This window comes from Nonomuraea sp. NPDC049480, from assembly GCF_044465905.1.
In the GTDB taxonomy this organism is placed as follows: domain Bacteria; phylum Actinomycetota; class Actinomycetes; order Streptosporangiales; family Streptosporangiaceae; genus Nonomuraea.
In genome coordinates, this window is record NZ_JBITMD010000018.1 from 21,982 (window position 1) to 34,092 (window position 12,111).

Consider the following 12,111-nt stretch of genomic DNA (forward strand, 5'->3'; position numbering starts at 1 on the left):
GCTGGTGGCGGCGTGCCGCCCAGGCCCTGCTGGGGATCTCGTGGTCGGCGCCCAGAGCGCGCCTGCAGGTCACGGCCCGTTCACGCCGGGGACGACGTCAATGCGCTGATACGAGCAGCAACGACTTGCCCACCGTCGTGCGTTCGGCAAGCGAGACGTGCGCGTCCCGGGCCCGCTCCAGCGGATACGTCGCACCGATGACAGGCCGGATCCGTCCCTGTGCCGTCAGCGCGAGTGCCTGGGCGAGCAACTCGCGGACGCCGGCCGGGTCGCGCGGTCCGTCCTCCAGCGCGTTGTGCACCCGGGCCTGCCGCTGCTCGGCCACCTGCGGGTCGATCTCGGCGAAACCTCCGTTGGAGGTGCCATAAGTGACGAACCGGCCGCCCTTGGCCACCGCCTCGAACGCCGCCACGCCGAGGGGACCGCCCGCGCCGTCGAAGACCAGGTCTGCGCCCGCGCCCGCGGTCGCCTCGCGTACCCGCTGCTGCCATCCCTCCTGCGAGTAGTCGACGGTGACCTCGGCGCCCAACTCGCGGGCCAGCGCCAGCTTGCGCTCGCCACGAGCCGCCGCGACGACCCGCGCCCCGGCCTCCCGGGCCAGCTGAACGAGCAACGAGCCCGCCCCGCCGGCCGCGGCGGTCACCAGCACCCACTCACCCTTCTCGATTCCCGCATCGCGCGCCAAGCTCAGCGCGGTGACACCGTCATGGAGAACGGCCGCCGCCTCAGCGAAGCCCAGGCCGTCGGGTATCTCGGCCACCGCCCCCGCGTCGGCGACGATCTGCTCGGCATACCCGGTGGCCGCCCTGGCCACGACCCGGCGCCCCACCCAGCCCGGATCCACACCCTCGCCGACGGCCGACACCCGCCCTGCCCCTCCGCCACCCGGCACGTACGGAGGCTTCAGGGGGAAGAACTCGCCTCCCCAGCCGCCGCGCAGCAGTGTGTCGAGGTAGATGACGTCGGCGACGGCCAGCGTCACGACAACCTCTCCCGGACCTGCCACGGGCTCAGTGACGTCCGCGGGTGTCAGCACCTCGGGACCACCGAATTCCCGCACCTGGATCGCACGCATCATGACCACACTCCCTGTGTCGATCGGTCTCAGGTCTCCAGCCTCCAACCTCTAGTGCGGTTGAGGTCAAGTCCGCCGTACGATCGCCGAAGACCCACAGGACCGCCATCGATCGGTGCCCGGCCGTGGCCTGCGCGGTAACGCGCTCAGTTACAACACGCTTCAGATCTGCCCGCCATCACCACCGAGGACGAAGTCGCACTGATCGCCGACGTCATCCGTCAAGCTCTCGACGACTGCGCCGTCCAGCGCCGACGCCGTCGTTGCCATCCGAACCCTTGCTGAACCGCCCGGAAAGGACCTCGCCATGACCACGGACCTGGACCTCACCACGTTCAAGGCCCTCAGCTTCGACTGCTACGGCACGCTCATCGACTGGGAGGCCGGTATGGCCGCCGTACTGGCGCCCTGGGCCGAAGAGCAGGGCCTCGACCTCAGCGGCGAAGAACTGCTGCTGGCCTACGCCGGCAACGAAGCCGCGGTCGAGCGCGAGATCCCCACCGCGCTCTACCCCGAGGTCATCGCCGAGGCATTCCGGCGAACCGGCACCCGGCTGGGTCGCCCCGTCTCGGGGGAGTGGGCGCAGCGCCTGGGCGACTCCATCCCCGACTGGCCCGCCTTCCCGGACTCTTCCGGCGCCCTGGCCCGCCTGTCCCAGCACTACCAGCTGATCATCCTGTCCAACGTGCACCGCGAGGGGTTCGCCGGAAGCAACAAGAGGCTGCAGGGCGACTTCGCCGCGATCATCACGGCCGAAGACGTCGGCGCGTACAAGCCGGCCGAGAACCACTTCCGCGCGCTGGACGACACCCTCCCGCGGCTCGGTGTGGAGCGCGGCCGGCTCCTGCACGTGGCCCAGAGCCTCTTCCACGACCACGTCCCCGCCAAGCGCGAAGGCCTGCCGTCGGTCTGGATCAACCGCCGTCACGACCGCCCCGGCTGGGGCGCCACCCCGGAGCCGGGCGAGAGCTGGACCTACAACCTCGAGTTCAACTCCATGGGCGACTTCGCCGACGCCGTCGATCGGGCCTTCGCCGACGCGGACGGTGAGCGGGCATGACGTCCCTGAGGCCCCTCCTCGAGCAGGCACCCCCGGTCGTCGTCGACCGTGCGATCTGCTCCGCCGAAAAGTCCACCGCCACGTGCGGCACCTCCCGCGGATCAAGCAGGAACGTGCCGATGCCCCTCCGTTGCTCTCCAGAGTCATGAAGGCCGCACCGGCGACAAGGATCAGCCCGGCGAGGGGGCGTGATGGCGCTCGACAGCCGCGGCAGTCCGCGCCACGTCGCCCGCGATGATGGCCTCCACCAGTTCGGCGTGCACCTCCGACCGCAGGCGAAGGTAGTCCTCGGCGCGGCCGGCGTCGTCGGGGCCGGCGTGTTCGGACAGGTCGCTGATGCACCGGGTCATGCCGAGGTAGACGGCCTTGGCCACATGGTTGGGCGTGATCTCCGCGATGCGCTCGTGCAGGGACCAGTTGGCGCGCATGAACCGGTCCGTGCTGGTCGTGGCGCGTTTGAGGGCCGCCATGAGCCGGCGTAGGTCGGAGATGTCCTGCTTGGTGCGATGCCGGGCGGCGTCGGTGCAGATCAGCGGTTCGAGTGACTCGCGTACGGCGATCGCGTCCGCCACCGTGGTGGGCATCCTGCGCACGGTCAGCAGGGTGTGCCGCAGGCGCACGATCGGGTTGGGCTGGGCCACGAACAGGCCGCCGCCGCGGCCTGGCCGGATCTCGACGGTGCCGCGGTCGTGGAGCAGGCGTGCGGCTTCGCTGATCGTCGCGCGCCCGTAGCCGGAGCGGTCGCGGAACTCGTCCATCGTGCCGATCAGGTCACCGGGGCCCAGCCCGCGGTCGACGATCATCGACTCGATGTCGGCGGCCAGCGCCTCGGCGCGCGTCAGGGGTTCAGCGTTAATCACCCGAATGATTCTACTAGATTCCTGGCCATTTCCCCCGGTCCGGCGGTACGCTCCGGCGAGAACATAACACCCTGAACATCCGGGTGGTTACATTCACCCATCAGCCTGCTGACCAGCGGTTATTTCTTCCGCGCCGAGGAGAGTTGTCATGACCCGTCTGCTCGTCAAGTGCGGCACCGTCCTCACCATGGACCCGGGCATCCGGCCGCGTCCGGCCGATGTGATCGTCGCGGTCGAGCCCGGCATCGAGGCCGACGCAGAAGTGATCGATGCCAGGGGCACCGCATGACCACCCCGCTGCTGCGTCAGGTGCTCGTCCAGATCAACGGATCGGACCCGCGCCTGAACGAGATCGTCTCCGCCCTGGTCGCGCACCTGCACGCCTTCGTGGAAGAGGTGCGTCCGACCGAGCGCGAGTGGCTGGCGGGGCTGGACTTCCTCATCGAGACCGGCAAGATGTGCACGCCGGACCGCAACGAGTTCATCCTGCTGTCCGACATGCTCGGCGCGACCAGCGCCGTCGACGACGTCAACCACGCCGGACCCGAGGGCATGACCCCGTCCTCGGTCGAGGGACCCTTCCACTCCCCGGCGCCGGCGCGTGAGCTCGGCGCCTGGATCAGCTCCGGCCCCGAGCGGGAGCGGGCGGTCCCCACGGTCGTGCACGGCCGGGTGCTGGACTGCGACGGCACCCCGCTGCCCGGCGCGGTCGTGGACCTGTGGCAGGCCGGCGACACCGGCCTGTACGACACCCAGGACGCCACGCAGGACCGCGGCAACCTGCGTGGCCTGTTCACCACCGACGCCGACGGCCGCTACTGGTTCCGCACCATCCGGCCCAGCAGCTACCCGGTGCCCACCGACGGCACCGGCGGCAAGCTGCTGCACGCGATCGGCCGCCATCCCATGCGCCCGGCCCACCTGCACTACCGCGTCACCGCACCGGGATACCGGACGCTGACCACCCACGTGTTCCTGGCCGGCGACCCCTACTTGGACTCCGACGCCGCCTTCGCGGTCAAAGAGGAGCTGATCTGCCGTCCGCGGCCGCGTACCGAGGGGTGGGAGATGGACGGCGCCTACGAGGAGATCGAGTTCGACCTGAAGCTGGTTCCTGACGATTGGACGGAGGACGGCACGTGAAGCTCGCCGGAGTGCGGCTCGCCGGAGACGACACCGTCCGCATCGCGCGGCTGGACGGCGACACCGTCCAGGTCGTGACCGGCCTCGCCCGCTTCTGGGCCGACCCCCGCGGCTGGACGGCCAAGGCCGCCCGGCTCACCGGTGCCGGCGTGCCCGCCGAGTCGGTGCGGTTCGCGCCGCCGGTGCCGCCGTCGGCGCGGGTGATCTGCGTCGGGCTCAACTACCGCGCCCACGCCGCCGAGGGCTCGTTCGAGGTGCCGGAGCACCCGACGCTGTTCGGCCGCTGGACGGCCTCGCTCAGCGTCGGGGACGTCCCCGCCCCCGTCCCCACGGGAGAGGCGGGCCTGGACTGGGAGGGCGAGGTGGCCGCGTACGTCGCCGAGCCGCTGGCCGACGCCGACCCCGAGACCGCCCGGGCCGCCGTGCTCGGCTACTCCACCTTCAACGACCTGACCGCCCGCCGCGCCCAGAAGCTCACCACCCAGTGGACGCTCGGGAAGAACGGCGACCGCAGCGGCCCCATGGGCCCGATCGTCACCGCTGACGAGGCCGGCGATCCGCGCGACGGCCTGCGCGTCCTGACCCGCGTCAACGGCACCGTCGTCCAGGACGGCAACACCCGCGACATGATCTTCGACGTCGGCTACGTGTTGTCTCTGATCAGCCGCACGTTCACTCTGAACCCCGGCGACGTCATCGCGACCGGCACCCCCGACGGCGTCGGCTACGTCCGCACGCCGCCGTGGCTGCTCCAGCCCGGGGACGTCGTCGAGGTCGAGATCGACCGGCTCGGCGTCCTGCGCACCCCCATCGTCAGCCGTGACCGGCAGCCGGAGGACACACGATGACCATCCCACACCGGACGCCCTGCGCCTGGCTCTGATACTCGCCTCGAACGGCGCCCGCAGGATCCAGGCGGGGCCGGACTCGCCACGGCCGCGATGCGGTATGGTCGGCGCCGGAAAGACATGATCATCGACGTCGCGCTGGACCCGCTCAATTCCCCTGGAGGCCGCTCCGTGATCGACGCAGTCACCCGTGTCGACGTCCACCACCACATCATCCCGCCCTTCTACCGCGATCTCCTCTCCAAAGCGGGGATCGCCGACGCCGGAGGCCGCGCCCTGCCTGACTGGAGCCCGGATGCCGCGCTGGAGCTGATGGACCTGCTGGGCATCGCCACGGCGATCGTGTCCGTGTCCACTCCCGGCACCCGCTTCCTCTCAGGCCCGGCCGATGCCGCCGGCCTCGCCCGCCGGCTCAACGACTTCGCCGCATCTCTCGCCGCCGGCCACCCCGGCCGTTTCGGCTGCTTCGCCACCCTGCCGATGCCCGACACCGGCGCCTCGGCGGCAGAGGCCCGGCGGGCGCTGGACGAGCTCGGCGCCGACGGTGTCGTCCTGCTGGCCAACTACCGTGGCGCCTACCTGGGCAGCGGCGGCCAGGACGAGCTGTGGCAGACCCTCGACGACCGCCATGCGGTCGTCTTCGTCCACCCCACAGAACTGCCCGGACCCGCCGTGGACGGCATCCCGCCGTTCGCCGCCGATTTCCTCCTCGACACCAGCCGTGCCGCATTCCTGCTCGTACGCAACGGCATCGTCCGGCGCTACCCGAACATCCGCTTCATCCTCAGCCACGCCGGCGGCTTCGTCCCTTACGCCTCACACCGCATGGCCCTCGCCATCGAGTGGGAGACCGGGCGCACCTCTCCGGACGTGCTGGAAGACTTCCGCGGCTTCTACTTCGACACCGCCCTTTCCTCCAGCCCCGCCGCCCTGCCCACTCTGCTGGCCTTCGCCCGCCCCGGACACGTCCTGTTCGGCAGCGACTGGCCCTTCGTCCCCGGCGCCGGCGGTCAGTACTTCGCGGACGGGCTCGACACCACTCTCGACCCCGACACGCTCACGGCGGTCAACAGCAGCAACGCCACCGCGTTGTTCCCCCGGCTCGCCCAGCAGCCATGAAAGGCACGCAGCCGGTCGGCGCCTCCCTCACCGGCTGGGAAGACCGGCTCGGGCGGCCCGCCAGGCGATCGTGACCTCGCCTGGTCAGGTCTGTTCAGCGGCGAGCGCCGTGGCGTCGCGGAGCAGGCGCGTGCGGGCCCCGTCCACGCCGTCGGCCAGGGAGCCGACTGTTCGCCGGTGGCGTGTGAGGTCCTTCGCGGCCTGGGCGGCCAGCTCCTTGCGGCGCACGGCAGCGGTGCCTCCCGCGCTGGTCCTGGTCTCCACGAAGGTTCGCGGGTCCAGGATGCTCTCAAGCCGCTCGGGAGCGCGTCGTCGAGACGGCCCCGGCGGCTTGGTTACTCGCCGAACCCGATGACCCGCGACCTGCGTCACGGGAACCGGGTGCGGGCGGTCGGACTGGTGATCGCCGGGTTCACCAACGCCTTCCAGGCGCTGGTCGCAGAGGGTGCCGAGAAGGAACTGCGCCAGGCCGGGCTGCAGTTGTTCATCGGCTCGACGGACGACGACCCGGGCAGGGAGCCGGAGCTGGCCAGAGCGATGATCGATCGCAGGGTCAGCGCCCTGATGATGATGCCCGACGGCGACGAGCGCGGATACCTGCGGGCCGAGCACACCTTCGGCACGCCCGTCGTCCTGGTCGGACGGCCCGCCAACGGCCTGGAGTGCGACGTCGTCATGACAGACGACGACCGGGCCGTGGACGAGGCCACCGACCAGTTGCTGGGCCTCGGCCACCAGCGGATCGCGGTGCTTGCCGGACGCGCCTCGTCGTTCCGGGCCGGCCAGCGCCTGGCCGGGTTCCGCACCGCTCTCGCCCGGCACGGCGTCGCCGAGCATCCCGATCTCGTCACCACCGGGCTGGGCATCTCGGCGATCACTCGAGATCCGCAGGAGATCGGCCGGCAGGCCGCGCTCCTGGCCATGGAACGGATCGCCAGGCCGGACGGACGGCCCCACACCGTCACTCTCCCCAGTGTCCTCGTCAGACGAGGTTCCGGCGAGCTGCCTCCGGTCCGGGGCATGCCGCGCGGGACGTCCCAGACAAAGGTGGTCACGATCAGTGCCGATGCCGGGGCGGAGCGAGATGCTCGGTGACGGCGGCGATGGCTTCGCCGCCGGGCCGGGTGGTGGGGCCTCGGACCGTCCTCGATGCCCAGGTGTTCACGACCGCGGCTTCCGGCTTGTCGCCAGGTCAGTGAAGGCTGTTCTCGACCACCATCACGTTCGGCACTCCGATGGACATCACCCTGGACGAGGTCGCGATCGACGAGGGGCGATGACAAGTTCCCAGGCGGGGCAGCGGTTTCGCCCCACGCCCGCTGTCCCGCTCCCGGGCCGGGGCCGCGGAAGCGACGGTCTCGGCCCGCGGGGCACGTTGCCGGCCGCCCAGCGTCGGCATGCCATCGATAGGCCACCCGCGGGCCTGCTGACCAGCGGGAATCACGTTAACGCCGGATTCCATTCCCAATCTCACTGACCGCCGGCTCCCAGTATTCACCCATGTGATCCCTCTCGTTCGCGGGAGCCGCCTTGCCTTCGGGCCTCAACCTTCGGCGGGGGATAGGAGGCGCCCAATGGCGGTAGAGCCCGCGGGGAGACCCACTCCTCATCGCGAGATGCGATCAAGCGTTCTGACGGGAATCGCGAGCCGTTCAGCGATCCTCATCGGTGAGTGGATGCTCCTCACCCCATACGAGCATGGCGTAGAGGATGCCGCTGAGGCTCTGGCCCTGCTCGGTGAGCTCGTAGACGACCCGGGGCGGCACCTCCGCGTGCACCGTACGGGTGAGGATTCTCTGGTGCTCCAGGGCGCGGAGCCGGTCGGTGAGCGTCTTGGCGCTGGGCTCGCCAAGGGCGGACCGCAGCTCTCCGAACCGCTTGGGGCCGGTCAACAGCTCGCGGATGATCAGCGTCGTCCATTTACCGTCGAGCACCTTCAGCGTCCGCTCGACGCCGCACCCTCGCGGGGACGCCGTCTTCAGCCGGGCGGCGAGGTCCACCCCATTGGTTTCCATACGGAAACAATATTTCCTTCTAGGTACTACTTCACATGAGAAACTAATGTGCCGGTCCATGAGCAGATCAACTGTTGTCGTCCATGGAGCGACCGGCGCCCAGGGCAGCCCTGTCGTCCGCCGTCTCCTCGCCGCGGGCCATCACGTCCGCGCCGTCGTCCGCCCCACCTCCGCGCCCGGCCTGCCGGCCGGCGCCGAACCGGTCTTCGCCGACCTGTCCGTCCCCGCCTCCCTGACCGACGCCTACGCCGGGGCCGCCGCGGTCGTCGTGCAATTGCCGCTGGTGTTCGCCGCCGACGCGGCGGTGCCACAGGCCGAGGCGGTGCTTGGCGCGCTGAAGGGCGCGGGGGTGCCGAGGGCGGTGTTCAACACCGGCGGCCCGCCGGCCGCCGAGCCCACGGGAGTGCCGTTCGTGGACGCCCGGGCGCTGCTGGCCGCCGAACTGCCGGGCGTGGTCGACGTCGCCGCGGTGGTCGGGCCGGCGTTCACGTACATGGAGAACCTGGCAGCACCCTGGTCGCTCCCGCTCGTAGCCGCGGGGGAGATCGCCTACCCGCTGCCCGCGGAGCTGCCGGTGCCGTGGCTGGCGCTCGACGACCTGGCCGCCGTGATCGCCGAGTTCGTCACCGACCCCGCTCCGCCGCCGCTGCGCATCGTGGCCGGACCGCATGCGCTGACGGGCGACCAGGCCGCCGCGGAGCTCGCCGCCGCGCTGGGGCGCGAGCTGCGGTGGCGGGCCGTCGAGCCGGGGGAGTACGAGCGCATGCTGGCCCCGCACATCGGGCCAGAAGCCGCCGCGGGGGTCGCAGCCGCCTACACCCCGCCCCCTCCTGGAACGCCGCCGCCTCCGGCTCCGGACCCGGCGCTGATCAGGACTGGGACGACGACGTTGCGCGAGTGGGCCAGGCGTGCCGGGTTGTCAGGGTAGGGAAGCCTCCGTCTCGCGTCGGGGGCCATCGCCGGGCAGCAGCGCGAGGATCGGGGCCTGGATCAGCTCCATCGGCTCCAGCCGACCCTGCTGACGTGCGTCAACCTGCTGGAACGGCCCGGCAACGGGCGAATCGTCCTCGACGGTGTGAGGACCGTCGATCGCGGGGTGCCCGAGGATCCGATCCGGTCCCGGATCGAGATGGTGTTTCAGCACTTCGATCTCTTCCCGCACATGTCGGTGCTGGACAACGTCACGGTCGCGCTCGTCCACGTACGCGAGCCGGCCGAGGCAGCCCGCCCCACCCGCCGATGACGACAGCCGTCAGGGAGCGTACTCGCGGCCCAGCAGCTGACGGGCGACCACCAGCTTGGTGATCTGGGCCGTGCCGTCCGCGATCTGCAGGGCGATCACGTCACGCAGCCGCTGTGCCTGCCGCAGCTCCTCCGAGTAGCCCGCCTGCCCGAACGTCAGCAGCGCCTGCTGGACCGCGTCCGCGGCCATCCGGGGCACCCACCACTTGACCATGTTCGCCTCGGTCGTGTGCGGCAGGCCCTGGTCCTTGCGCCACAGCGCCTCGTAACACAGCGCCCTGCCCGCCCGTAGCTGCGTGGCGTACTCGACCAGGGGGAAGCTCAGTCCCTGGAAGGCGCCGAGCGGGCGGCCGAAGGCGGCGCGCGTGCGCGCCCGCTCCAGCGCGTCGTCGAGTGCCGCCTGCGCCGTGCCCGCCGCCATCAGCGCGATCAGCGCCCGCGAATAGTCGAACCCCCGCATGACCTGAATGAACCCGAGCCCTTCGCCGCCCACGACCGTCTCGGGCCCGGCGGCGAGCCCGTCGAACGTCAGATGGGCGCGTCCCGCGGCCCGGTTGCCGAGGTCCGTGAACGCCTCGCGCTTGACCGGCGACAGCTCGCACAGGAAGGCCGTGACGCCACGCGCGCCCGGCCCGCCGGTCCTGGCGAAGACCAGGCCGTGCGTGGCGGTCATGCCGAGCATGATCGACGTCTTCTCGCCGTCCAGCAGCCAGACCCCGTCCCGTTGCCTTCCGCGCAGCTCGATGGCCGCGGCGTCGGAGCCGTGCCCCGGTTCGGTCAGGCAGATCGCCGGGATCAGCTCGCCGGACGCCAGCGCGGGCAGCCAGGCGGACTGCTGCTCCGGCGAGGAGTTGGCCTGCAGGATGTCGGCCACGAGGGCGGCGTTGAGCACCAGGTAGCAGCTGTTCACGTCGGCGCGGGCCAGCTCCTCCAGCACGAGCCCCGTGGTCACGGCGTCGGCGCCGGCCCCGCCGTGCTCGCGCTGGACACGCAGGCCCAGCAGCCCCATGCGGGCCAGCTCGCCCGGCAGCTCGGGGCGCATCGCCGCCGTCCGGTCGTCGGACTGGTAGAAGGGGGCCAGGCGCTCGGCCGCGAAGTCGCGCACCCGGGCGCGCAGCTCCTCCTGGCCGGGGCTGAAGGCGAAGTCCATGCTCAACCCACCCGCTCCCGCAGCTCGAACTTCTGCACCTTGCCCGAGGCCGTCTTCGGCAGCTCGGCCACCACCTCCAGCCGTTCGGGCCAGAACTGTTTGGCCATCCCCAGCTCCTCCAGGTGCCGCTGGAGGTCCGGCAGCGAGGGCGGCTCGCCGTCCGCGACGACGACGGCGCAGGCCCGCTCGCCGAGCCGTTCGTCCGGGTACGCCACCAGCGCCGCCTCCTTGATCCGCGGGTGCCGCCACAGCGCGGCCTCCACCTCGACGACGGGGATCTTCTCGCCGCCCCTGACGATCAGGTCCTTGGCCCGGCCGGTGATCCGGATGCCGCCGTGGCCGTCGTCCCTGGCCAGGTCCCCGGTGTCGAACCAGCCGTCCTCGGTGAGCGACTCGGCGTACAGGTCGGGGCGTTTCCAGTAGCCGACGCACTGGTTCGCGCCGCGTACCTGGAGCCGGTCGTTCACGATCCGGACCCGCATCCAGGGCGCGGGGCGGCCGTCGGAGCGGGCGGCGAGGTCCGGTGGGTCCTCCGGGCGGGTGATCGTGACCGTGGCGTTCTCCGTCATGCCCCACAGCGCGTACATGCGCACGCCGAGCACCTCGCGCGCCTCCTCCACGACCTTCGGCGGGATCGGCGACCCGCCGCACGCGTACGCGACGAGCGACGTCAGATCGCGGGGGCGGGCCCGCTGGGCGGCGATGGCGTCCACGGCGAACGTGGTGGCGCCCATGCCGAAGTTCACGCCCTCCGACTCGACCAGCTCCAGCATGACGTCCGGGTCCCACACCTCCTGGAACACCGCCCGGCCGCCGAGCTGGAGCGGCATCAGGAAGCAGTACAGGTATCCGGCCTGGTGGGTGAGCGGCGAGCCCATGTGGACGATCAGGTCCTCGCCGAGCCCGAGCGCCTCGGCCTCGGTGCGGATCCCGGCGTACAGGGTGTTGTGGGTGTGCATGACGCCTTTGGGCTCGCCGGTCGTCCCGGACGTGAACATCACCTGGGCCAGGTCGTCGGGGCTCGCCTCCGCGGGGCCCGGCCGCGCATCCGCGGCGGGCATGACGCCGGACATGAAGACGTCGTCGAAGTCGAGCGGGCCGCCGCCGACGGTCACCACGTGCCGCAGCGTCGGCACCTCCTTGGCGATCTCCGCGAGCATCCCGGCGTGGTCGAAGCCCCGGAACGTCGCGGGCGCGACGCACACCTTCGCCTCCGTGCGCTCCAGCATGAAGCCGACCTCGCGCTTGCGCAGGATCGGGATGATCGGGTTGACCACCGCGCCGATCCGCATGCAGGCCAGCGCGAGCGGCGGGAACTGCCACCAGTTCGGGAGTTGCACCCCGACAACATCGCCGGGGCCCACGCCCAGCCCGGCGAGGGCTCCGGCGAACCGCTCCACAAGTCTGGATAAATCCGCGTACGTCAGGCGGGTGAGCCCGTCCGTGCGGTGCGCCGTGATCGCGACCCGCGACGGATGACGCTCCACCGCCCGCCGCAGGTCGTCGAGGGGTGTCGCGTCCCGCCACCAGCCCTCTCGGTAGCAGCGCTCGGGATCGCTTCGCCAGTCGTCCATGCCTGCTCGCTCTCCTGTATCCGGT

Annotated in this window: 14 protein-coding genes; 7 read left to right on the forward strand and 7 right to left on the reverse strand. The window is 71.4% G+C overall.

Annotated features, from left to right (window positions below; all coding sequences use genetic code 11):
* Nucleotides 1-97: 97 nt before the first annotated feature.
* Nucleotides 98-1,078, reverse strand: a complete 981-nt coding sequence (locus ACIBX3_RS39390; protein ID WP_397125648.1) for a zinc-binding dehydrogenase — start codon at nt 1,076-1,078, stop codon at nt 98-100.
* A 304-nt stretch (nt 1,079-1,382) separates the two neighbouring features.
* On the opposite strand from ACIBX3_RS39390, the gene ACIBX3_RS39395 reads away from it, so the two are divergent.
* Entirely contained in the window at nt 1,383-2,135 is a 753-nt protein-coding gene (locus tag ACIBX3_RS39395) for an HAD-IA family hydrolase (RefSeq protein WP_397125649.1), read from the forward strand.
* A gap of 170 nt (nt 2,136-2,305) precedes the next feature.
* Here the strand turns inward: ACIBX3_RS39395 and ACIBX3_RS39400 are convergent, their stop codons facing one another.
* Nucleotides 2,306-2,995 (reverse strand): FadR/GntR family transcriptional regulator, encoded by a 690-nt coding sequence (locus ACIBX3_RS39400; RefSeq protein ID WP_397125650.1) that lies wholly within the window; start codon nt 2,993-2,995, stop codon nt 2,306-2,308.
* Nucleotides 2,996-3,143: 148 nt separating this feature from the next.
* Between ACIBX3_RS39400 and ACIBX3_RS39405 the strand changes: the two genes are divergently transcribed.
* The 4 genes from ACIBX3_RS39405 to ACIBX3_RS39420 all read left to right on the forward strand — a co-directional run bounded on the left by ACIBX3_RS39405 (nt 3,144) and on the right by ACIBX3_RS39420 (nt 6,105).
* Nucleotides 3,144-3,284, forward strand: coding sequence for a hypothetical protein (locus ACIBX3_RS39405; protein WP_397125651.1), 141 nt, complete (start codon nt 3,144-3,146; stop codon nt 3,282-3,284).
* On the forward strand, nt 3,281-4,138 hold the full coding sequence (locus tag ACIBX3_RS39410) for a dioxygenase (protein ID WP_397125652.1): 858 nt from the start codon (nt 3,281-3,283) through the stop codon (nt 4,136-4,138). The genes ACIBX3_RS39405 and ACIBX3_RS39410 overlap by 4 nt, the downstream gene beginning before the upstream one ends.
* Entirely contained in the window at nt 4,135-4,986 is an 852-nt protein-coding gene (locus ACIBX3_RS39415; protein ID WP_397125653.1) for a fumarylacetoacetate hydrolase family protein, read from the forward strand. The genes ACIBX3_RS39410 and ACIBX3_RS39415 overlap by 4 nt, the downstream gene beginning before the upstream one ends.
* 120 nt (nt 4,987-5,106) lie before the next feature.
* Nucleotides 5,107-6,105, forward strand: coding sequence for an amidohydrolase family protein (locus ACIBX3_RS39420; RefSeq protein ID WP_397125655.1), 999 nt, complete (start codon nt 5,107-5,109; stop codon nt 6,103-6,105).
* An 84-nt stretch (nt 6,106-6,189) separates the two neighbouring features.
* Here ACIBX3_RS39420 and ACIBX3_RS39425 read toward each other — a convergent pair whose 3' ends face one another.
* Nucleotides 6,190-6,369, reverse strand: a complete 180-nt coding sequence (locus ACIBX3_RS39425) for a hypothetical protein (protein ID WP_397125656.1) — start codon at nt 6,367-6,369, stop codon at nt 6,190-6,192.
* An 87-nt stretch (nt 6,370-6,456) separates the two neighbouring features.
* Here ACIBX3_RS39425 and ACIBX3_RS39430 point away from each other — a divergent pair, with 87 nt between their 5' ends.
* Entirely contained in the window at nt 6,457-7,200 is a 744-nt protein-coding gene (locus ACIBX3_RS39430) for a LacI family DNA-binding transcriptional regulator (RefSeq protein ID WP_397125657.1), read from the forward strand.
* A 557-nt stretch (nt 7,201-7,757) separates the two neighbouring features.
* Here the strand turns inward: ACIBX3_RS39430 and ACIBX3_RS39435 are convergent.
* The gene (locus tag ACIBX3_RS39435; protein ID WP_397125658.1) at nt 7,758-8,120 is read right to left on the reverse strand and encodes a winged helix-turn-helix transcriptional regulator; all 363 of its coding nucleotides are present in this window, start codon (nt 8,118-8,120) and stop codon (nt 7,758-7,760) included.
* Nucleotides 8,121-8,178: 58 nt separating this feature from the next.
* On the opposite strand from ACIBX3_RS39435, the gene ACIBX3_RS39440 reads away from it, so the two are divergent.
* Entirely contained in the window at nt 8,179-9,048 is an 870-nt protein-coding gene (locus ACIBX3_RS39440) for an SDR family oxidoreductase (protein ID WP_397125660.1), read from the forward strand.
* On the opposite strand, the gene ACIBX3_RS39445 is transcribed toward ACIBX3_RS39440, so the two are convergent.
* The 3 genes from ACIBX3_RS39445 to ACIBX3_RS39455 are packed head-to-tail and all read right to left on the reverse strand — an operon-like array spanning nt 9,040 to nt 12,086.
* The gene (locus tag ACIBX3_RS39445) at nt 9,040-9,321 is read right to left on the reverse strand and encodes a hypothetical protein (protein WP_397125662.1); all 282 of its coding nucleotides are present in this window, start codon (nt 9,319-9,321) and stop codon (nt 9,040-9,042) included. The genes ACIBX3_RS39440 and ACIBX3_RS39445 overlap by 9 nt on opposite strands.
* Before the next feature lie 51 nt (nt 9,322-9,372).
* Nucleotides 9,373-10,512 carry an acyl-CoA dehydrogenase family protein gene (locus tag ACIBX3_RS39450; RefSeq protein ID WP_397125663.1) on the reverse strand — a complete coding sequence of 380 codons (1,140 nt, stop codon included), beginning with the start codon at nt 10,510-10,512 and terminating at the stop codon, nt 9,373-9,375.
* A gap of 2 nt (nt 10,513-10,514) precedes the next feature.
* Nucleotides 10,515-12,086 carry an AMP-binding protein gene (locus ACIBX3_RS39455; protein WP_397125664.1) on the reverse strand — a complete coding sequence of 524 codons (1,572 nt, stop codon included), beginning with the start codon at nt 12,084-12,086 and terminating at the stop codon, nt 10,515-10,517.
* Nucleotides 12,087-12,111 lie beyond the last annotated feature (25 nt).